Consider the following 21,582-nt stretch of genomic DNA (forward strand, 5'->3'; position numbering starts at 1 on the left):
TGATGCTCCTTCAGAATGCCAATGATCTGCTCTTCGCTGAAACGGCTTCTCTTCATCGTCTGTCTCCTCAATTGGAGAACAGGCTAACCGTAAATCGAGGACACTTCAGGGGAGCAGGTCACCCCGAACCACCTCTCGGTTTCTCTACGACTTTCCCACGCAGCCTGTTTTTGTTGAGTAGGTGTTGAGTCGTGAGTTCGGTATTATAATACCACACGGCCGAGATTGGCGTAACGCGCTGATATTTTCGGAATTTTGGTTGCGGGGGTAGGATTTGAACCTACGACCTTCAGGTTATGAGCCCATAGCCCCGAAATTTCAATAAGTTAGCAATATCAGTTGTTTACGGCGCAAGCCTTTGATTTGACCGAATTTCCTTCCCGGCACCAAGCAGCATTGGCGCGGATTCGCACGCAAAACAGGTGCGAATCCCGCAGTCGCAGGTTGATGTGGCGTTGATGTAGGCCGTTTTCCTGCGTTGCAGTTCATGATCGGAGACCAGCACGAAACACGCGGGGAGTGCCGGCAGCTGCGGGTCAGGTGGAGACCTTCGTTGCGCAGCACACGAACTGGTAAGAAGCGGACCTTCCGGCCATTCGCTGCACCTGCAGCCTCCTTCCCTTTGCTGTTGCACAGGTCACTCAGAAGGACGGAGAGCCGTCTTTCGCTGCACCTGCAATAAGCAACACCACGAACCGAAAGTACGGACAGTCGGTTGCTAGCCATCCGCAGGATAAGGTTCTGGAAGCCGTCAATTGAGGCGGCGCAAGACATTGGCTCGGGCACCCGTTCTCTTGACTGGATTGCTTGCCCCTCAGTGCTTGCACACGCTCGTTTTGCGTGTGTATCAATGGTGCCGGGTGTATTCGCGGTTCCTTAGGAAATTTAATGTCCGAAATTCAACTCGCAACTGTTCTGGTCGGCGCCACGGGCTTCAAAGAGAATAATGTCAACGATACCTTTCGCGGGCAGGTGCTAACGTCAGACGGCGAAGTTAAACAAGCGGTGATTAAAGACCTAAACATTGTGCAACTCTGCAATGAATTAGTTGCTCATTGCCTTGCACGTGAAGTGGGGCTGCCGATTCCGGACGGATACTTGGGACTCGCTCGCCCAGGGGTTCTTAGTGTGAGCAAAGCGCCGAACACAGCAGACGGCTCGCGCCTAGTTTTCGTTAGCGTAGATGTGAAGGTCCCTAATGTCACTTACCGATGGCAGGGGTCGGACGCCGCCGGGAGACAGGCGCTGCTGGCTGAGATCACACAGTGGGGTGATCTGGGGCATCTGTATGCATACGATACTTGGATCGCAAACGTAGACCGGCACGCCGGAAACCTGCTGTTCGGCGGTAACAGCGAATTTTGGCTTATCGACCACGGCCACTGCTTCACAGGCCCTGATTGGCAAGTTGGTCAGCTCGATCCAGACAGCGAGTATCGCAACCGCTTGAGTGAGTGGCTGACGGGGTGTCTGCCCTTCGATCAGAAGAAGAAGCGGGCATCGGAAGTTCGAAAATTCGGTACGAAAATCGCCGGGTTCGATGCGACCAAGACCTCGGAAAACAGTCGCATTGCGGATCTGTTGCCGCTACAACACGTAGACGCGGTGAAACAGTTTCTTGAGAAAAGAACGGCTAGAGTGCCGCTTGACGCAAGCAAGGCACTAGGTGTGCCGCAGATGGTATGATGGAAATTTCGCTAGATACGAACATGTTTCCCCAGTTGCGCGACGGAGTTCGAGCGCATTGGGCACCTGTGTTCTTTGAGCCGATTTCTGGTTCATACGAGAGGTTCGTCGTGGGCGTGGCTGCCTTCAATGACCAGGGCTTCCACCTCGAATGGGCCAACCAACTGGACCGCCTGACCTGCTTCTACGGTGCCAATGCACGCGGAGCGATAAGCGCGATCCAGATCGCGGGTGAGTACCTTCAAGAGGACTTGGTCAAGCGCGCAGGCCGGGCGATTGGCGAACCAGACCCCGCGGTGTCAGGAATTGCGTTCGGCGACACGCGGGAGGCCGAGGGCAACAGTCTTGAAGGGATTGCTCAAAGCTGGATGGCTGCGCTTTCATCGCTCTACCAATCCGGTATGGCACAGAACTCCCGTGCAAGGGAACTCGTGGAAGTTGCCGCCGAGACAGAAGGCTCCGGTGACCGGCTTCCTTTCCTCGTTTGCGACTATGTTAAGAGCAAAAGGGTCGGCTTCGCAGATTTCTTTAGTGCCGACCTTCGCGAAAATAGACAGCGGCGCGCGAAAAGGAACAATCAAGAACCGGTAATCGATTTCTCAGGCTCGCGATTGGTCGCCAATTTTGGAACGCTCAAAGCCGCGTCTCTCCCACGGTCATTTGAATTGGTAAAATTGCGCCTTTGGGATTTGAATACAGTTCAGGTTCGCGACAAGGGCAGCATGGCCGCTCGGAACTACGAAATGATCCTGCAACGGCCTGCGAAAGATGATCCCCAAGTGTCAGACAAGCAGCAAAATCGTCTGGATGAGGCCTTGAAAGAATTAGAAGAGCAGGCGGACGAGAAGCAACTGCGTTTGCGCCCACTTGAGACATACCAGCAGATCGGAGATCATGTTCTCAAGGCTGAGGCGGCTTAGAGACAATCAGTTAAAGGCGATCCTTCGGAGCCGCACTGCGGCGATAGCCGACCCGGTGAATGTCTCCAATGGGCCGACCTCGGGGATACTGTCCCTCGACCCGAAAGCGGGTGCTGCGGCGCCACCAATCTCTGTCAATTACCCTTGCACTAAGTGACCTGTCACGGGTTTGCCTTTCGCGTTACAACCAGTTGCTAAGAGCCACATGGTGGTAATTTTGAATTGATTAAGCAATCGCAGGAGAAAGTCTTTGGATTGGGAAAGAGTTAACTCTTGGACTTCAACACTATACACCATTCTGTATGCCCTCGAACAGGCACGGAATGATCGTTTTTCGATGAAGGGTAGCTTGAACGCAACTGTGCATGCTTGTGGCACTTGGGTCGATCCCGTTTGTTCGTTTTCGTCGCCACTCCTAAAAGAGGAATTTGGGAATTCCGTGATTACCTTTCGAAGGGATCCTACAGCTCACTTCAAGTCAAACGCTCAGAACACTGTCAAGATGCTATTGCAGGATCTCGTAGTCATATTTGATGAAATGATGAATGAGGCGTTATTGAAGTTATCAGTGGGTGCCGGAGATTACCCGCAAAGCAAGGTAGAGAAGCTTTATAAATACGTGAAGCCCGAATACAAATGGTCCCGAGATGCATGTCTGGAGATGATTGCCGTTCGGAACGTGCTTTGTCACTCGGGCGGCCGATGGAGTGAACGGTCTATCAATATAGTCGCCGGGTTTGTGAGCCCACCACCGAAACCTGGTGATCGACTTCAAATCGGAACGCCCATGCTCTTTCGATATCGGAAAGCTGTACGGACCTTCCTGAATGAAGTGAAGAAATCGTTTCCCAAGTAAGACCGCGCCGCCTCAGAGAGTTAATCGTCACAATGCTTACTTCGAAACCCCTTCGTCCTCCCGAAAGGCATCCGCGAAGGTCGGCTACCTCTAGCCGCGTCGCAGCAACGTAGTTTTCTGGCAACGTCCGCTTTGGGCCGAGGCTGTGTGAAAACTCGACCATGTGCGGATGACCCCGGAACGACGTTCTCACACAGGCATGGGAGCGAGATTTTCTTCTAATGCTTGCTGCCTTAGGCGGAGTTAAGAGAAAAGTGTTCTCCGCAGATTGTCGAATTTGGAGTATTTACACAGCCTCGGCCGGAAGCGACAGACACCTCGACCAAGGTTGTGGTCCTGGTCGCCGCGCCGCCGCATGGCGGCTTCGAGCCCAAAGTGACGAATGCTGCGCGGCGATTGAATGGCTGTATTGAGGGGTGAAACGTGATTTACAGGCGCTGCGGGGCGGTAAGGGAGGTCATCGTAAGATGAGAAATTATGGTGCCGAAGCGGTATCGAAAATTAATGCTGGAGTAGTCGAAGATATTATATCTCTGAATGCCAAGATGACCGATTTTTGGGCTTCCGCTCATGGCTGGGCACCCGATGATGCGGCGAACTTGCTATCAAAATCACGCTTAGATCGACAGGTTTCACTCTCAAGAACGCTTCATTTGTGGATCGATCGGGACCCAATGACCGACGGGGAATTGATCTTGGCATGGGCTAATCTGGGGGCGCTACTCGAAGGGACGCTGAAGTTCTTCATTTCAGTCTACTATTTGGATTTTCAGAAGGACATTGAAGCGCTCAAGAAGGCGAGCGCTTACGACTTCAAGAAGATGACCCACAAGGAGCCTGACGGGCTTACTCTCGATGTCCTACGTAAATTTGTTGTTCAAAAAAATCTCTTCGAAGCAGCACATCCAGAAATGTTTCAACTTGTGCAAAGCCGTCGAAATGCGCTTCACGCCTACAAGGATCGTGAGCTGGGCACCGTAACTGAGTTTAGAGATTCTGTTCACGGCTATATGAAATTCCTAACCGAAGTTAATCATCGCGTTCCATACCCAGATTGGCGTTAGGCTCGCTACTGAAAGCCATCAGTCGTGTAGCCGCAGCGAACGCCCGCTTCGTCCGCGATGTGTGAGTTCGGACTCCCCCAGATTTTGCGCCTGCAGCGAATGGCGGCTTCGACGGGCTGCACTGCGGCAAGCGCAAGTGTCGATCAATGACTGGTATGGGCCGACCGCTCACGCTGCACCTGCATACGCTGCAGCCGGCACGAATGTCCGCTTTGGCTCTATCCAGTCGTTCGCCGCTCAGATCACGAACGGCCGGTTCGGCGTGAACGCCCATCAAGTGCAGACCATTTCTCGCACAGCGTCCCCCTCAATGGTCACTTCCGCAGATCCTGCAGCCCCAGTTCCTTCCACATCCAGCCAAAATCGTATTCCGCAATCGGGCCGTCGTCGTGGCGGGCACTGCCGTTCTCCAGGTATTTCAGCCATTCGACCACCTTCTTCCGCCCCGCCGCCGTGCGGACCGCCGCGCGAGGGGTTTTGCCGCCGAGGGCGGGGATCCGCGCGTCCAGGGTCTCGCGGTAATGGCGGTCCAGATGCTCCTGCATCAGTTGCTGGGCGACTTCGGGCGGGATCTCGTCGGCACCTGCCTGCGGCTCGAGGCCGCGATGTTCATTGCCCATCTGCTCCACCGTCCGGATCGAGGTCAGCGGGCGCTTCAGCAGATCTCCGCAGGCTTCCGCTACCAGCGCCTCGATCATGGCCGCACGCGTGGCCGAATTCACATTCACCAGCAGCGCCTTGCCCTTCAGCTCCAGCGTGCCCAGCACCGTGGCGCCGTCCATTTGCGTGTCCAGCATTAACCCGCCACCGGATTTTCTGGCTCGGCCCTTGCGCGCCGATAGCCAGTTCCAGAACTTCGCTCCCTCCGGTTCAAAGCCCTTCACCCGATCCAGCCGCTCCGCGACCGCCTTCTGCGTCACGCCGCTGGCCAGCGGAAAGCGCAGATCATGGAACTGCACATCGTCACCATCGGAATTGCTGAGCTGGATCTCCGCCGGGCTGAGCGCGCGGTCGAGTTCGGTGAACAGCCAGGCGGCGGTGAAGATCGGCGCGCAGCCCAGCAGCTGTTCACGGCTCAGCCGCAACGCATCGCGCTTCTTCAGCTTCAGGGCATCGCGCAGCCCCTCGTACAGGAACTCCGTCGACTCGGCCCGGAAGGGCAGCAGCGCGCCCGAGATGACATGGTGATCGCGCTCGGCCACCACCCGCACCGCAATCCGATCCCATTGCTTCAGCGTGCGGCTGGCGGATTTTTCGCGCACGGTGACCGGATCGGCATCTGTCAGCAGATCGCGTAGCGCCATCGATGTGCCGGGTTGGACATCGCTGACCTCGTAGAGGCTGACCGGCGTGTCGCGCAGCGCCGCGAAATAGTCCCGGTTCAGCGCCGTTTCCTTCCAGCCCCGGCGCTTCAGGTAGAGATCGACGATATTGCCGTCCTCATAGCGGCAGGACAGGAAGTCCTCGAAGCCGCAACCCCAGAGTACGCCCGACCATTGCTCGCCCAGAAGATCGACCAGCCCGTCATGGCCGATCTCGAATTCCTCCAGCGCCGGCATCAGATGCTCGGCAACGACCTCCTGCAGCCGGTCCCGCCAGTCGTCCTCCCGGCTGATGAAGGCCAGCAGATCGGAAATATTGTTGCGCTCGGCCATGATTTCCTCCGCCTGTGACTGCCCCGCTTCTAACCCGGTCGAGGCATCCGACGCCACAGCCAATGCCACCTCCCAACGACGTCGCGGCAGCTTCCACGTGTCTGCACGGCAACGCATGTTCTTGACTTGTTCCCGCCGGTCGGACAGTGCACAACCACGCGCAAGAGGAGAATCAAGCTCAACCGCAAGCATAGCAACCTCATCGGAATATAGCTCAGGGACAGGAGATCGGGCGCAAGGAAGCGCCCTGCCCTCAATGCCGCCAATTCCACTCCCCCCGCACCTTCGGACGCGGGATGCACCGGGTTTGAGCGACGGAGATCCTCTGCAGTAACGGAGAGGATAAGACCATGGCCCTGCCGCCGCGCACGCATTACACCCTGCATGAAGTCACTGCCCGCTGGGGCTGCAATATCGCCGACATCGCGGGCTGGGCGGATGCGGGGCGATTCCGGATCGTGACGGGTATCGCGGTGGTGCATTGCGATAGCGAGACCGTGGCGGGCAAGGTGGTTTTGTCGCCAATGGAGCTATTGCCCCTTTTCCGCCGATGCGGCACCGGTCCCACGGAAGGTGTCATGCGCCGCATTCAACGCATCGACCGGGAGGACTGGCTCCTGATCACCGATCCGGCGGGCGGGGTCTCAGTCACTATTGCCGATATGCTGATCCTGGCCGAAGAAGTGCACGCCTTCGAAGACGAGAATGACATGGTGCGCAGGGTCGCATCCGGATCGGGTGCAACAACGCCCTATGACTGGGACGGGATGAACATCGCCCTGATCACGCGGATTCACGATCAAGGCCTGCCGGTGACACAAGCCGAGCTGATCGCCGAGATGCAGGACTGGTTCGCGGACCGGTCGAACGGCGACAGGGTTCCCGACAGCCGCACCATCCGGCGGCGGATCACGCCGGTCTGGAAAGCCCTTCGGCGCGAAGAAGCGTGATGGGCGAGGTCGGCGCCGGGCCCGTCATGCGGACCGGCGGTCTGATGCCTCATCGGCATCATGCACCAGCCGGGGCCTCGGCCGGAATGCACTGGCCACGGCATCGACCCCGGCGCGGAGCGGCGAATCCATCAGATGGGCATAGCGCAGCGTGGTCTGCATCTGACTGTGGCCGAGCAACTTGCCGATCATCTCCAGCGAGGCGCCGCCGCTGACCAGAAGCGAGGCGAAGGTGTGGCGCAGATCGTGAATGCGGACGTCCTCCAGCCCGCATTCCTTATGCACCCGCGCCCAGAACCGGCGCACTTCCTGAACCGGCTGGCCGGGCGTGTCGCCGGGGAACAGCCATGGCACCCCCTTCGGCACCAGCATCAGCCGCTGTCGGACAATGGCGGCGGTCTCGTCGGAAATCGGCACACGGTGCGCGCGGCGCTGTTTGGTCATCGCGGGCGGTTTCGACCAGCTCATCTGTTCGAGATTGAACTGCTCGAAGCGGGATTGCCGCACCTCGCCGAGGCGAGCCCCGGTCAGCATGCAGAGCCGGATGATGTCGGCCGCGCGCCGGTCTTCGGCGGCGTCCAGCGCGGCTGCCAGTTTGGCGATTTCTTCCTTGGACAGGAAGCGCTCGCGCGGTGTTTCCATGCGGCGATGAAAGCGCTGCGCCGGATTGTCCTCGCGCCAGCCCCATTGCACCGCCAGCGTGAACATCTTTCGCAGGATCTCTCCGACACGGTTGGCGCGGACCGGTGTCGGCTTCGGCCCCTGCAGCTTCCTTGCCCGGTTGTTCGGCTTCGCCTTATGCGGCCGGGCCCGGCCCTCGGCGATCTGGGTCAGCAGCCTGTCCACGTCGCTCTGGGTGATCTCGGAGACCAGTTTGCGTCCCCAGACCGGGGCGACCAGTTTCGCCATGACCGAGCGCTGGTCGGCCTGACTTCGTTCCGAGAGTTTCGGCAGATGCTCGGCGCAATAGCGTTCGATCAGATCGTCGACGCGGGGCGCCGCGCGCTTCTCCTCGCGCAGGGCCAGCGGGTCGGCCCCGGCATCGATCTCGCGCCGCAGTTCCCGGGCCCGCTCCCGCGCCGCCGAGACCGACCAATCGGGCCAGCGCCCAAAGGTCATCCGGCGCTGGCGCCCGGCATGGCGGTAATCCAGCGTGAAGGCCCGCCCGCCGCCGCGATAGATGCAGACGGCAAAGCCGCGCATTTCGCTGTCGAAGATCTGGTAATCCCGCCCCGGCACCGGCTCGGCCTCGCGCAGGATCTTCTCGGTCAGCTTGATGCGTTCGGGCATGGTCTTTTGGTCCTTATTGCATCCGACATGAGGCGTGGTTCCGCGGCTCTATCAAGCCAAGCATGGGAACGCGGGCGGCGGCGAGGCGGAGAGTGGCATAAACGTCGCCATCTTCGCGCCACCCCATGATTTGCTGGGAATTTCGGGCGCTGGGCGCGCCGGTGGCGGTGCGCCGCATCATCGCCTGCCCTGCCGCATCACCGGATTCGCCATCAAGAGCGGGAGTTTTCTCGGGTCTCGCCGCCCCGATTTTGCAAATCTCGAGTGATATCAATGGGTGGCGCGGTGCCGTGCCGGTTGCCACCCCCTCTTTACCCGCCAATGCCGGTCAATGCCGACATTTCCCGCTGTTCGCACCTGTGTGTCGCTTTGGCGTCAATCCGACCGTGATCACCGCTCTCCGCCACCCTGCCCCTTCTATCTCCCAACACGCCCCAAAGCCGGCAAAACATGGGGTGGCGCGCCTGTGGCGATCTTTGTGCCACCCTCCGCCTCGCCGCCACCCCTCGGGTTCTGCGCTCAATCGGCTCCACAGCAAGGATGGAGACCCCGATGCCGCATCTCGGATCGATGCCGGAACCGACCGCAAAACCCCGCACTCTGATGAGCGGCTGGATCAGCCGCCTCGACCTCGCCACCGAACTCGGCCTCTCGGTCGACACCCTGCGCCGCTGGGAGGCGCAGCGCGTGGGACCGCCCTGCGTGCGTGCCGGGCGAAAGGTCTATTACCGCCGCGCGGCGGTCGAGGACTGGCTGGAAGAGCAGGAACAGGCCGCCCCGCGCCGCCGCCGCGCCGGAGGCCGCCGCTGATGTCGGACCTGATCCATGCGCCCGACTGGCCCGCCGACCGTGTGGCCGAGGCAAGGGCGGTCATCGCCGATGCCGCCCATCACAGCGACCGGCTGGTCGGCATCGCCTGCGAGGTGTTGGCTAGGCATGGCGAAACGGCCGAAGAACGCGAAGAGGCTCGACTGCTGCGGCTGATCGTCGATGCCCGACGGCCCGTCCGCGCCAGGCGCAACGATGGCGATCACGAAGATCGCGGGGTGCAGCGATGAAGCGCCGTTGCACCCCCGAAGCCGATCTGCAGCGCGCCGTCGTGCGCGCCTTGCGCCAGATCCTGCCCCGCACCGCCATCGTCCATCACTGCGTCAATGAGGTTTCTGAGCCCGGACCGCGCGGCGCGAAACGCCAGGCGATCCTCGTGGGCATGGGCGTCCATGCCGGATTCGCTGACCTTATGATCCTCTGCGACGGCCGCGTGCTGTTTCTGGAACTCAAATCCCCGAAGGGCCAGTTGCGCCCGACGCAGGAAGCCTTTCGCGATGCCGTGCGGACGCAAGGTTTCGGCTGGGCGCTGGTCCGGTCGCTGGACGACGCGCTGACAGCGCTGGCCGATCACGGGTTTTCCAGCCGCATTGCGGCCCCGGCCCGGAGGGTCGCGCCATGAGCCACGCCGCAACCAACTGGGCCATCCAGCAGCGCGGGCTGAAGCCCGCCACCAAGATCGTGCTCTGGCATCTCTGCGACCGTCACAATCCTGATTTCGGCTGCTTTCCGACGCAGGTTCGATTGGCCGAAGACGCCGAGATGTCGGTTTCGGCGCTGAACGAACACCTGATCAAGCTCGAGGAACGGCGCCTGATCCACCGGGTCCGCACGCATGATCCGCGCACCCACAAGCGCCAGGCCACCCGCTATATCCTGGGCTTCGAGCCGGGCTTTCCGCAAGACCCGTCTCCGGAAACCGGAGATGGCGACGAGGGGCCCGAGGACGAACCGAACGGCGATCCAACTCCGGATACCGGACATGGGTCCATCTCCGGATTTTCGGCAAAGCCATCTCCGGATTTTGCCGAAAGCCATCTCCGGAATCCGGAGACTAACCCTGTAAGGGAACCTTTAAGGGAACCAGTAAAGGAGGAGGAGGACGCGCGGGCGCGCGAGGATCGATTTGAAGAATTTTTCGGCGAGCTGCTCGACGCGCTGGGCCTGGACCTTGAGGCCGCCCTTCCGTGCTGGTGGCAGGGCTGGCCCGCCCGTGAACATGTCCGGCGCTGGATCACCGATCTCGGGCTGACCGGGGATCGCATCGTCGCGGTGGCCCGGGACAGCCGGGAAACCCATCCCGAACCGCCGGACGGGCCGAGGGCGCTGGACCGGTTCATGGAGCGGGCGGCGAGGTCGCCATCGGCGGATCTGGGCAGGAAGGCCAGCCGCAGCACCGACGACCAACGCCGGAAGCGCAAATCCAAGCCCGCCGACGCCCCTCGGGCAAGTCTCGACGAAATCGCGGGGTTTTATGCCGGGATGGTGAACGGGGACGGCTACCTGCCCTCGAACGCCATCTCCAACACAGTGCGCAATGCCATGCTTGAGAGAGGGCTGGTGACGACCCAGCGCCTGCGCGAACGAGGGGTGCTGTGAATGGTCTGGTGTCACGTCCCCGGCACGGCCTCAGCCTCTGCGCAGGCGGCGGAGGTCTGGATATGGGCCTCATGCTCGCCGAGCCCGGATATCATACCCGCGCCTTCGTCGAATGGGAGGACTGGCCCCGTGCCGTCCTCATCGCCGCGCAATCTGCGCGGTATTTCGCCCCGGCGCCGATCTGGGACGATCTGCGCAGCTTCGATGCCAGCCCCTTCCTTGGTGCCTTCGACATCGTGCTGGCCGGATATCCCTGCCAGCCCTTCAGCGCCGCCGGAAAGCGTGGCGGTGCGGCCGATCCCCGCCATCTCTGGCCCGAGGTCGCCCGTGTCATCGCCGAATGCCGACCGGAATGGGTCTTTCTCGAAAATGTCGCCGGACACGTCACCCTCGGGCTGGAAACCGTCCTCCGAGAGCTTTGGGGCATGGGTTACACGCCTGCGGCGGGTCTCTTCAGCGCGGCAGAAGTCGGTGCGCCGCACCAGCGGCTGCGGATCTTCATCCTGGCCCACACCGATGAGCCTGCATCCCGGCACCGGCAGCTACAACCCGGCGGGCAACAGCGACTTCACCCGCAAGGCCGAGGCGCTGGCGCTGGGCATCGCCAGCTGGTCGACGCCGAAGGCCAGGGATGGCGCGAAGGGCGGACCGGGGCAGAGCTATGGCTCGGGCGGGACCCCGCCCCTGCCCGCGCAGGCTGCGCAATGGCCGACCCCGGCCGCGCAGAACTGGAAGGGATCCAGCGCGGCCAGCATCACCCGGGCGGATGGCAAGAGCCGGATGGATATCCTGCATTATCGGGCGGAGCAGGGCTTCACCCGCCCGGCCCCGCCGATCATGCCGCCTGGGCTTCCATCCTCGCCGCACGCCCCGATCTCGCGCCCGCTCTGGGCTTTCATGACTGCCTCGCATGGGCGCGTCGCATGTCGGCGGATCCTGAAGGCCCGGTCGCGGCGGCGGCTGAACCCGCTCTTCGTCGGATGGCTGATGGGCTGGCCCATCGGGCACGCGCTCTGCGCCTGCTCGGCAACGGAGTTCATCCGCTGGCAGCGGCACATGCGTGGCGCGCTCTCGCGGCTGCCCATGGCCTCGGGCCCGTGGATCTGGCGACCGGCGGAGGACGCCCAGCGCCCGGCGCAGATGCTCCTGTTTGAAGGATTGCAGCCATGAGTATTCAGGGACGGATCGGCCGCACGGGCGGCGGACGGGTGAAACGCGCGCTGGGCGTGCAGGCGGCACTGGAATGGGCGTTCCGGATCGAGAAGGCGCAGCTGGACCTGCCTGTGCCGGAGGACCAGACCGGCGAAGGCTACGGCTATGGGTTGGAACATGTCCTGCTGCAGCGCGCGGCGCTGGGCTGCCGGATCGATGGCGGACAGCACAAGATCGGCAGCTACACCCACGAGGATGCAGAGGTGATCGCCGCCTGTGTCGCCGGCATGCCCGACAGTATTGGCGGGAGGCGCATGGCGATCCGCGTCGCCGAACTGGCCCGCGCCGGGCTGACGCCGGACTGGATGCCGGGCGCCATCCCGCGCTGCGTCCCGGTCGAGGTCAAGCGCAACCAGCATGGGGAGCGCGCCGCAACCACGGTCGTCGGCACGACGCGCGTGCTGTCACGCGGCAAGTGGTGCACGGTCGATATCCTGGCCTGCCCGGTCACCTTCTCGCCCCATCCCCGCCAGATCGAAGCCGCGCACCGCGCCTATGACGACTGGTGGCAGGCGCTGGGCTGGATCCGCGACGGGCTGATCGCGGGCGGGATGTTGCGGGAGGTCGAGGTGACGGAGGTGATGCCGAGGAGGAGGCCGTGGGAAACGCATCAGCGAGTGACGCAACCGTCGACATGATCTACTCGATGAATTCTTCGCTCTTCAATCCCTCATCATATCAGCGCACAGATGATGCTGTCATGACGCCGCTCCGGCTGTCATTTCCGAAGACAAACCCGTATCAATCTGCAAACCAGAATAAAATCGAGGGCAGTGGCCAATGGCTATCAAGAAAAGCGACATCTACCGATCCCTTTGGGAGAGCTGCGACCAGCTCCGGGGTGGCATGGATGCGTCGCTCTACAAGGATTACATCCTCACCCTGCTCTTCGTGAAATACGTGTCTGACCGCGCTGGCCAGCCCGACGCGCTGATCGAGGTGCCGCCCGGTGCCTCGTTCGCCGACATGAAAGCCCTGCGCGGGTCAAAGAACATCGGCGAAGGGATAGATACAATCATCGCTCGCATCGCCGAAGAAAACGAGCTCAGCGGAGTGATCGACAGGGCCTTCTTCAACGACCCCGAAAAATTCGGTCGCGGCCAGAAGATGATCAACACACTGACCGCGCTTATCAACATCTTCAGCCGTGAAGAATTGAACTTCTCGAAGAACCGCGCCGATGGCGACGATATCCTCGGGGACGCCTACGAATACCTGATGCGGAATTTCGCGACCGAGGCAGGCAAGTCCAAGGGGCAGTTCTATACCCCGGCCGAGGTGTCGCGGGTCGTCGCCTCCGTGGCGGGCGTCAGCCGCGCCACCAGCCCGCGGCAGACGGTCTACGACCCGACCTGCGGCTCGGGTTCGCTGCTGCTGAAAGCCGCCGAGACCGCCCGTGTGCCGATCACCATTTTCGGGCAGGAGATGGACATCGCCACCCGCGGCCTCGCCCGCATGAACATGATCATGCATAATCGCGAAACCGCCGAGATCGCGCAGGGCGACGTCATTGCCGAACCGCATTTTCTGACCGACGCACAGCACCTCCAAACCTTCGATTTTGTCGTCGCCAACCCTCCCTTTTCGGCCAAGGCGTGGGCGTCGGGCCTGACCGAGGATACGAAATACGGCCGCTTTGACGATGGCGAGCCGCCCGCCAAGAACGGCGATTTCGCCTTCCTGCTGCACATCCTCGCCTCGATGAAGGCCACCGGGTCGGGCGCGGTCATCCTGCCCCACGGCGTCCTGTTCCGCGGCAATGCCGAAGCACGGCTGCGTGAAAAAATCCTCAAGCGCGGCTACGTCAAGGGTATCATCGGCCTGCCCGCAAACCTGTTCTATGGCACCGGCATCCCCGCCTCGATCATCGTGCTCGACAAATCCGAGGCCCGCGCCGACCGCCCCGTCTTCATGATCGACGCCTCCCGGGGCTTCATCAAGGACGGCAACAAGAACCGCCTGCGCGAGCGCGACATCCACAAGATCATCGACGCCTTCACCAAGGCCCAGACGATCCCCGGCTATTCCCGCCTCGTGCCCTTCGACGAGATCACGCGCAACGACTTCAACCTGAACATCCCCCGCTATATCGACGGCTCCGACCCAGAGGATCTGCAGGACATCACCGCCCACCTGCATGGTGGCGTGCCTGAACGCGACATCGACGCGCTGGGCGAATTCTGGGCGGTCATGCCCACTCTGCGCGCCACGCTGTTCGGGCCGAACCCGCGCAAGGGTTATGCCGATCCGCTTGTCGCCCCCGATCAGGTGCGCGCCACGATCCGCAACCATGCGGATTTCGTGGCTTTCCGCGCGCAGATCACCGGCATTCTGGACGGCTGGATCGCGGAAAATACCCCGCTGCTGACCGGCATCCGGCAGGACGACCACCCGCGCGACCTGATCCATACCATTGCCGAGGACATGCTGACCCGCTTTGACCCCGCGCCGCTGGTCGACAAATATGAGGCCTATCAGCGCCTGATGTCCTATTGGGCGGCCACCATGCAGGACGATGTTTTCATCATCGCGGGCGGCGGCTGGCTGGCGGCGCGCGAATTGCGCGAGGCGCGCAAGGAAACCGGCGACGACAAGAAGGTGAAATGGCTGGAAGAGGGGGATCTGACAGTGAACAAGCTGCGCCTTGTCGCCGATGTGATCCCCCCGCGCCTGATTACCGCGCGCTTTTTCCCGGACCTGAAGCAGGCGCTGGACGACGCCACCGCCAAGGCCGAGGAACTGGGCCGCGAGATCGAGGAACTGGCCGAGGAACACGGGGCCGAGGGCGGGCTGCTGGAATTTGCGATGACCGAGACCGGCAAACTGACCGCCGCATCGGTGAAAGCCCGCGAAAGGTCGGGCGAGGCCGAGCCTGACGAGCGGTCCCTGCTGAAACAGGCTTCCAAACTGATCGCAGCCGAGGCCGCGGCGAAGAAGGCGGCGAAAGAGGCCGAGGCGAAACTGACCGAGGCGGTGCTGAAGGGATACCCCACCCTGACCATGGGCGAGATCCAGACCCTTGTGGTGCAGGACAAGTGGCTGGCCGACATCAGCGCCGCCATCGGGGCCGAGGTCGAGGCGCGGACGGAAACGCTGACCGCCCGCGTGCGGGTGCTGACCGAACGCTATGGCCAGACCCTGCCGCAGATCATGGAGGATCTGGCGGGGCTGGAGGCGCGGGTGGCCGGGCATCTGGCGGCGATGGGGGTGGCGGGATGAGTGACGTCGACCAGATGAGGCTGCCCCCGGGTTGGACACTGACGCCGGTCGGTGACCTATTGAAATTCAAGAACGGCTTGAACAAGGGCAGGGCATTCTTTGGCTACGGCACACCCATCGTGAACTACATGGATGTCTTCCGGCATGCTGGGCTGCGGCGCACGGATGTTCACGGCTTGGTGGACGTCACGAATGCCGAGAAACAGGCGTTCTCCGCCCGCAAGGGTGACATTCTGTTCACCCGGACCTCTGAAACCCCAGAGGAAGTGGGGATTTCCACGGTCCTGCTTGAAGACATCGAAGACGCTGTATTCAGTGGATTCGTCCTGCGCGGTCGTCCTGTTAGTGACCGGTTGACCTCGGAGTTCGCTCAGTACTGCTTCGATTCTCGGTTCGTTCGGGGGCAAATCGTTTCCTCGGCAACATACACGACGCGTGCCCTGACGAACGGACGCATCCTTTCCAACGTCAAGCTTCCGCTGCCAGTCGACCCAGACGAACAACAGGCCATCGCCGCCGCCTTATCGGATGCGGATGGGGTGGTGGCGGGGTTGGAGCGGGTGATCGCCAAGAAGCGCCTGATCAAGCAGGGCGCGATGCAAGACCTCCTCACCGCCCGCCGCCGCCTCCCGGGGTTCTCGGGGGAGTGGGAAGTGAAGCGGCTCGGGAGTCTTGGGGTTTGCCTCCGAGGTGTCAGCTATGACGGAAGCGCCGACCTTTTCGAAACGGAAACGCCTGACTCGATCATGCTTCTTCGAGCAAACAACGTGCAGAATGGCGAGATTGTATATTTCGATGTTCAGCACGTTCGGAAAGAACGGGTTAAGCCGGTTCAGTGCTTGAAGCGCGGCGATGTCCTTGTTTGCATGGCAAACGGTAGCCGGGCGTTGGTCGGCAAGGCCGGCGTGTTCTGGGATGGCGACGGCTCGACTTACACTTTCGGGGCGTTCATGGGATGCTTCCGCCCTGCGGCGGGTGCCGCCGCCGATGGGTATGTGCCATTCTTGTTTCAGTCGGACGAATACCGCAACCAACTCAACGTGATCCTATCTGGCTCTGCTATCAACAACTTGGCGCCAAGTCAGATTCTGGGCTTCAGCTTCAAGATGCCGATGGATCACAGCGAACAGCGAGCCATCACCGCTGTCCTCTCCGACCTAGACGCCGAAATCCAGACTCTCGAATCCCGCCTCGCCAAGGCTCGGGCGGTGAAGGAGGGGATGATGCAGAATCTTTTGACAGGGCGGGTCAGACTGGTCTGACTCAGGGGCGAGTATTTCAGGGGGTATTTCCATGGCCATCGGCGATCCGGAACGCGCCACACAAAACCGCATGATCGCGCAGATGTGCGGCGATACCTCCGGCACGGTCGGCGACCTTGGATGGCGCTACCTTGGCGACTGGCAGAAGCGCGAAGGCAACGCCAATATCGAGCCCTCGCTCCTGCGCCCCTGGCTGCTGGCCCGAGGGTATGACCCCGATGTCGCGACCAAGGCCATCGCAGAGTTGCAACGCGCCGCCCGGATGGACGGGCTGAAGCTCTATGAGGCGAACCGCGCCACCTATGACATGCTGCGCTATGGCGTGCAGGTCACCCCCGGCCCCGGCGAGGCCCCGGTCACCGTGCGCTTTGTTGATTGGGATAACCCTGCCGCCAATGATCTGGGCGTCGCCGAAGAGGTGGCGGTCACCGCCAAGAACCCCAAGGCCTACAACAAGCGCCCCGATCTGGTGATGTATGTGAACGGCATCGCCATGGGCGTGGTGGAGTTGAAGAAATCCACCGTCGATCTGGGCGAGGGTATCCGCCAGACGCTGGACAACCAGCGGCCCGAATTCATCCGGCATTTCTTCACGACGGTGCAGATCACCCTTGCAGGCAACGACATGCAGGGCCTGCGCTATGCCGCGATCCAGACCCCGCAGCCGTATTGGCTGGCCTGGAAGGAGGAGAGCGAGATCCCCCTGCCCCTCGACCGCGACGTGTCGCAGATGCTGACGCCAGCGCGGTTTCTGGAATTGATCAACGATTTCATCCTGTTTGATGCCGGGATCAAAAAGGTTGCCCGCCCGAACCAATATTTCGCGGTGAAGGCCGCGCAAGAGGCGGTGGCGGCGAAAAACGGTGGGATCATCTGGCAGACCCAAGGCTCGGGTAAAAGCCTGATCATGGTGATGCTGGCCCGCTGGATCCGCGAGGCCCGCCCCGATGCGCGCATCCTGGTGGTGACGGATCGCAAGGAACTGGACGACCAGATTGAGGCGGTGTTCGGCAACACCGGCGACAAGGTGCGCCGCGCGAAATCCGGCGCCGACCTGCTGGCGGCACTGGCCGACCCCAAGGACCGCGTGGTGTCCTCGCTGGTCCACAAGTTCGGGCGGCGGGAGGAGGACGAGTTGGGTGCCATGATCGCCGATATCCAGCGCGGCCAGATCGGCGCACCGGTGGGCGAGTTCTTCGTCTTCATCGACGAGGCGCACCGGACCCAGTCGGGCAAGCTGGCCCGTGCCATGCGGATGATCCTGCCGGGTGCGGTGTTCTTCGGTTTCACCGGCACGCCGCTTCTGCGGTCGGACAAACAGACGTCGCTCGAGGTGTTCGGGCCCTATATCGGCACGCCCTACCGTTTTAACGAGGCGGTCGAGGATGGCGTCGTGCTGGATCTGCGATACGAGGCGCGCGATATCGACCAGCGCGTGGCCTCTCCCAAGAAGATCGACGAATGGTTCGAGGCCAAGACCAAGGGCCTGACACCGGTGGCCAAGGCGACCCTGAAACAGCGCTGGGGCACGTTGCAGCGCGTGCTGTCTTCGAAGGACCGCCTGGAACAAATCGCCAACGACATCATCATGGACATGGAACTGAAGCCGCGCCTGAAGGCAGGCCGTGGCAACGCCATGCTGGTTGCTGGCTCGATCCCCGAGGCGTGTAGGCTGTTCGAGATCTTCCGCAATTCCGGCTCGGACCTTGCCGGGAAATGCGCCATCGTCACGTCGTACAAACGGAACGCCTCGGAACTGACCGGCGAAGAGGCCGGGATGGGCGAGACGGAAAAGCAGTACGTCTATCGCGTCTATGACCGGTTGATGACCGATCTGGGCACGGATGAAGAGGCCTATGAGGCCGAGGCCCTGCGGAAGTTCCGCAAGGAACCGGCGCAGATGAAGCTGCTGATCGTCGTCAGCCGCCTGCTGACCGGCTTCGACGCGCCAACGGCGACCTACATCTACATCGACAAGCAGATGCGCGACCACGGGCTGTTCCAGGCGATCTGCCGGGTGAACCGCCTGGACGGGGATGACAAGGATTATGGCTATGTCGTCGACTACAAGGACCTGTTCAAGAACATCGAGACAGCCGTCGAGGACTACACCTCAGGCGCCTTCGACGCCTTCGATGCGACCGATGTCGAGGGGCTGATTTCCTCGCGGGCCGAAAAGGCGGGCGAAGATCTGATGACCGCGCGCGATGCGTGGTTCGGGCTGCTGGACCCCGTGGAACAACCCAAGGGCGATGACCAGATGCTTGCCTATTTCTCGAGCCCCGGAGGGGGGGAGACCGATCCGCAGGCTGAGGAAAAGGCGCGGCGGCGTCAGGCGCTCTACAAGCTGGCTGGGTCTTATGCCCGTGCCTTTGCGTCGGTGGCGGATGATCCCGCAGCCTCGGGGGTCAATGACCTGCAGTTGGCGCAGTACCGCAACGAGGTGGAACGGGCGATTACGCTGCGTGATGCCGTGCGCCTGCACAGCGGCGATGCCGTGGACATGAAGCAGTTCGAGCCCGCGATGCGGCACCTGATCGACACCTACATCAAGGCAGATGGGTCCGAGGTGATCTCGCATCTGGACGATATCAGCCTGATCGATCTGGTGGCGAGCAAGGGGGCTGCAGTCGAGGGGGAGCTGCCCAGTTCCCTGAAGAAGAAGCGGGAGAACGTCGCCGAAGCCATCGAGAACAATGTGCGCAGGCTGATCATCGACGAAACGCCGGTGAACCCGAAATTCTACGAGCGAATGTCCGAACTGCTGACCGACCTCGTCAAGAAGCGGAAGGACGACGCCATCGCCTATGCGGAGTATCTCGAGAAGATCGCGGAACTGGTCAGGGCCGTGAAGGCAGGGCACGGAAGCGAATACCCAGCGACCATCACCACGCCGGGGCGCAAGGCACTATACGACAATCTCGGTCAGGATGAAGCCGCGACCATGTCGGTTGATGAGGCGATCCGCAGCACGGCGCAGACGGGGTGGCGCGGAAACAAGATGAAGGAGCGGATGCTGCGGCGAAAGCTGCTGGAGTTCCTCGACACAGAGGACGCTGTGGACAGCATCATCGAGATCATCCGGTCGCATGATGAATACTGAACTGATCGAGATCGCTGGCCTGTCGGTAGAACTGGTCCGCAAGCCGATCAAGAACCTGCATATCGGGGTCTATCCTCCTGAAGGTCGCGTACGCGTCGCAGCCCCTCCCGCCATCAGCGAAGATGCGGTCCGAGTGGCCGTTGTGACCCGGCTGGGCTGGATCAAGAAGAAGCAGCGCGAGTTCGAAGGTCAGGCGAGACAACCCGAACGCCGGTACGTCTCCGGCGAGACCCATTTTGTATTCGGCAAACCGTTTCGGCTTATGGTCCAGCCGAACGGCAAGAACCGCTGTGCGATTCGGCCAGACGCTTCAGATCGCCTGACGATGTTGGTGCCAGCAGGCTCAACGCACGACCAGATGGTACGCTGGATGGCGACGTGGTACCGATCGCAGCTGCGGGAAAAGGCCGCTCCCCGCATCGCCAAGTGGTCGGATCGGCTAAGCGTACCGATACCGCGGTGGGGCATCAGGTTGATGAAGACGAAATGGGGTAGCTGCAATCCCGAAAAGGGGCTGATGTGGCTGAACCTCGACTTGGCGAAGAAACCTCTGGCCGCCGTCGACTACGTCATCCTGCATGAGATGGCTCATTTCGTGTCGCCGAGACACGACGACGTGTTCTTGAACGTTCTAGATCGGAACATGCCGGGATGGCGACAGATCCGGGCGGACCTTAACGCCCTTCCGCTTTCAGAGTAACGAGTGCTTCCCGTTTCATCGCACTGGCGTGAGGTCGCAGACCATGACTGCAGGACGAGAATTCAGAATGGCCGATGAAGACGAGGGAAATACTTCAAGAAAGGCCACGGACTGATGGCGAGGCTTGAGGCAACCAGCACGCATTACATCAAGCTGGGTCGTGGAGGGGAATGGGCGGCTCAGGCTATCGGCGAGGGCGTCCTCCGTTTTGGGTATCGCGAGCTGCCGCACGATCTTTGCGTGGTCGGGGACTGGGGCGGCGCTCGAGAAGCGTGGCGTGCGCATAGAGGCGGTAACGATGCGGTCCTGACCAGCGACATGAACCAGGCTCGCACCTTCTACACCGCTCCGGAAACCTCGTTGTTCATCACCTTCCATGCTGGGCGCATGTACTGGTGCCGCCCCCGCGGTCCTGTGGAACTGCTCGCGGATAGGACGAAACTTCGCAGAACCGTGGACGGCTGGCACGGTCAGACCGTGGGCGGCGACGATCTGTTCCATGAGCGGCTGTCGGGCCGCCTTCTTAAGGTGCAAGGATTTCGTGGGACGATTTGCGCGGTTGATGCCGAAGATTATCTGCTCCGAAAACTTGGGGACGAGGTGACGCCCCAGGTCGAAGCTGCGGTGCAGGCAGAAATGCATATGATTGCCGCGATTTCCGGGTTGATGGGTCTTCTGACCTGGCAGGATTTCGAACTGCTGGTCGACCTTGTTTTCTCGTCCAGCGGCTGGAAGCGCACGGGCGCAACCGGAGGCGTCCAGAACACCGTCGACATCGAGTTGTTGTTGCCTTCAACGCAGGAGCGAGCGTTTGTACAAGTCAAGTCGCAGGCAACACCGGCTCAGCTCGCTGACTATGTGGGGCGCATGGCCGAAATGGACGGCGTGCATCGCATGTTCTTTGTCTGGCACACAGGCGATGTGGGACCAGCACCTGACCACGGCCGGGTCACACTCGTCGGCCCCGACGAACTAGCCCGAATGGTCTTGGACGCAGGGCTAGCGACATGGCTACGGCAGAAGGTAAGTTGATACACTTGCCGTAAGGGCGACGCCCGCCCCCTCCTCTGGTTCCTCCCCGGCCCCTATCGTATTCGGGGGGGCGCAGCGCGGAAGTTTGCCAGCGCCAGGCGATTTCACCGGGGAATCCAGGTGGAATCCACCTGAGCCACCCAAGCGCCGTTTCAATCAATAAAACAAGGCTTTAAGCGCCTCCGCAGGGTGGATTCCTTCTGGAT

General features: G+C 61.5%; 17 protein-coding genes and 1 pseudogene. 16 read left to right on the forward strand and 2 right to left on the reverse strand.

The window, feature by feature from the left end; translation table 11 throughout:
- Positions 1-888: 888 nt before the first annotated feature.
- From G7044_RS17275 to G7044_RS17285, 3 genes are all read left to right on the forward strand, one after another.
- The gene (locus G7044_RS17275) at positions 889-1,686 is read left to right on the forward strand and encodes a HipA family kinase (protein ID WP_166331175.1); all 798 of its coding nucleotides are present in this window, start codon (positions 889-891) and stop codon (positions 1,684-1,686) included.
- Positions 1,683-2,606, forward strand: coding sequence for a hypothetical protein (locus G7044_RS17280; RefSeq protein ID WP_166331177.1), 924 nt, complete (start codon positions 1,683-1,685; stop codon positions 2,604-2,606). The genes G7044_RS17275 and G7044_RS17280 overlap by 4 nt, the downstream gene beginning before the upstream one ends.
- Before the next feature lie 1,272 nt (positions 2,607-3,878).
- Positions 3,879-4,526, forward strand: a complete 648-nt coding sequence (locus G7044_RS17285; RefSeq protein ID WP_207630355.1) for a hypothetical protein — start codon at positions 3,879-3,881, stop codon at positions 4,524-4,526.
- 314 nt (positions 4,527-4,840) lie between these two features.
- Here the strand turns inward: G7044_RS17285 and G7044_RS17290 are convergent, their stop codons facing one another.
- Positions 4,841-6,298, reverse strand: a complete 1,458-nt coding sequence (locus G7044_RS17290; protein ID WP_235931381.1) for a hypothetical protein — start codon at positions 6,296-6,298, stop codon at positions 4,841-4,843.
- A gap of 233 nt (positions 6,299-6,531) precedes the next feature.
- Here G7044_RS17290 and G7044_RS17295 point away from each other — a divergent pair, with 233 nt between their 5' ends.
- Positions 6,532-7,131, forward strand: coding sequence for a hypothetical protein (locus tag G7044_RS17295; protein ID WP_166331179.1), 600 nt, complete (start codon positions 6,532-6,534; stop codon positions 7,129-7,131).
- A 24-nt stretch (positions 7,132-7,155) separates the two neighbouring features.
- Here the strand turns inward: G7044_RS17295 and G7044_RS17300 are convergent, their stop codons facing one another.
- Positions 7,156-8,421: a tyrosine-type recombinase/integrase gene (locus tag G7044_RS17300; protein ID WP_166331181.1), complete on the reverse strand. Its 1,266-nt coding sequence runs from the start codon at positions 8,419-8,421 to the stop codon at positions 7,156-7,158.
- Positions 8,422-8,973: 552 nt separating this feature from the next.
- Here G7044_RS17300 and G7044_RS17305 point away from each other — a divergent pair.
- The 12 genes and pseudogenes from G7044_RS17305 (at position 8,974) to G7044_RS17355 (ending at position 21,376) form a co-directional block, all read left to right on the forward strand.
- A complete protein-coding gene (locus tag G7044_RS17305) occupies positions 8,974-9,231 on the forward strand; it encodes a helix-turn-helix transcriptional regulator (protein ID WP_166331183.1) in 258 nt (85 codons plus the stop codon).
- A complete protein-coding gene (locus G7044_RS17310) occupies positions 9,231-9,479 on the forward strand; it encodes a hypothetical protein (RefSeq protein WP_166331185.1) in 249 nt (82 codons plus the stop codon). The genes G7044_RS17305 and G7044_RS17310 overlap by 1 nt, the downstream gene beginning before the upstream one ends.
- Positions 9,476-9,871: a VRR-NUC domain-containing protein gene (locus G7044_RS17315; RefSeq protein WP_166331187.1), complete on the forward strand. Its 396-nt coding sequence runs from the start codon at positions 9,476-9,478 to the stop codon at positions 9,869-9,871. The genes G7044_RS17310 and G7044_RS17315 overlap by 4 nt, the downstream gene beginning before the upstream one ends.
- Entirely contained in the window at positions 9,868-10,848 is a 981-nt protein-coding gene (locus G7044_RS17320; RefSeq protein ID WP_166331189.1) for a helix-turn-helix domain-containing protein, read from the forward strand. The genes G7044_RS17315 and G7044_RS17320 overlap by 4 nt, the downstream gene beginning before the upstream one ends.
- Before the next feature lie 71 nt (positions 10,849-10,919).
- Positions 10,920-11,312, forward strand: a pseudogene (locus G7044_RS18105) (DNA cytosine methyltransferase); the annotation flags it as partial.
- Between the two features lie 52 nt (positions 11,313-11,364).
- Complete coding sequence (locus G7044_RS18110) at positions 11,365-12,018, forward strand: DNA methyltransferase (RefSeq protein ID WP_235931382.1); 654 nt, start codon at positions 11,365-11,367, stop codon at positions 12,016-12,018.
- Positions 12,015-12,698, forward strand: a complete 684-nt coding sequence (locus G7044_RS17330) for a hypothetical protein (protein WP_166331193.1) — start codon at positions 12,015-12,017, stop codon at positions 12,696-12,698. Before G7044_RS18110 ends, G7044_RS17330 begins: the two co-directional genes overlap by 4 nt.
- A gap of 142 nt (positions 12,699-12,840) precedes the next feature.
- Positions 12,841-15,279: a type I restriction-modification system subunit M gene (locus tag G7044_RS17335; RefSeq protein ID WP_166331195.1), complete on the forward strand. Its 2,439-nt coding sequence runs from the start codon at positions 12,841-12,843 to the stop codon at positions 15,277-15,279.
- Positions 15,276-16,541, forward strand: a complete 1,266-nt coding sequence (locus G7044_RS17340) for a restriction endonuclease subunit S domain-containing protein (RefSeq protein WP_166331197.1) — start codon at positions 15,276-15,278, stop codon at positions 16,539-16,541. Before G7044_RS17335 ends, G7044_RS17340 begins: the two co-directional genes overlap by 4 nt.
- 31 nt (positions 16,542-16,572) lie before the next feature.
- Positions 16,573-19,644 (forward strand): type I restriction endonuclease subunit R, encoded by a 3,072-nt coding sequence (locus G7044_RS17345; RefSeq protein ID WP_166331199.1) that lies wholly within the window; start codon positions 16,573-16,575, stop codon positions 19,642-19,644.
- The gene (locus G7044_RS17350; RefSeq protein WP_166331201.1) at positions 19,631-20,344 is read left to right on the forward strand and encodes a M48 family metallopeptidase; all 714 of its coding nucleotides are present in this window, start codon (positions 19,631-19,633) and stop codon (positions 20,342-20,344) included. The genes G7044_RS17345 and G7044_RS17350 overlap by 14 nt, the downstream gene beginning before the upstream one ends.
- A gap of 114 nt (positions 20,345-20,458) precedes the next feature.
- Entirely contained in the window at positions 20,459-21,376 is a 918-nt protein-coding gene (locus G7044_RS17355; protein ID WP_166331203.1) for a restriction endonuclease, read from the forward strand.
- Positions 21,377-21,582 lie beyond the last annotated feature (206 nt).

This window comes from Paracoccus xiamenensis, assembly GCF_011308835.1.
Taxonomy (GTDB): Bacteria; Pseudomonadota; Alphaproteobacteria; order Rhodobacterales; family Rhodobacteraceae; genus Paracoccus; species Paracoccus xiamenensis.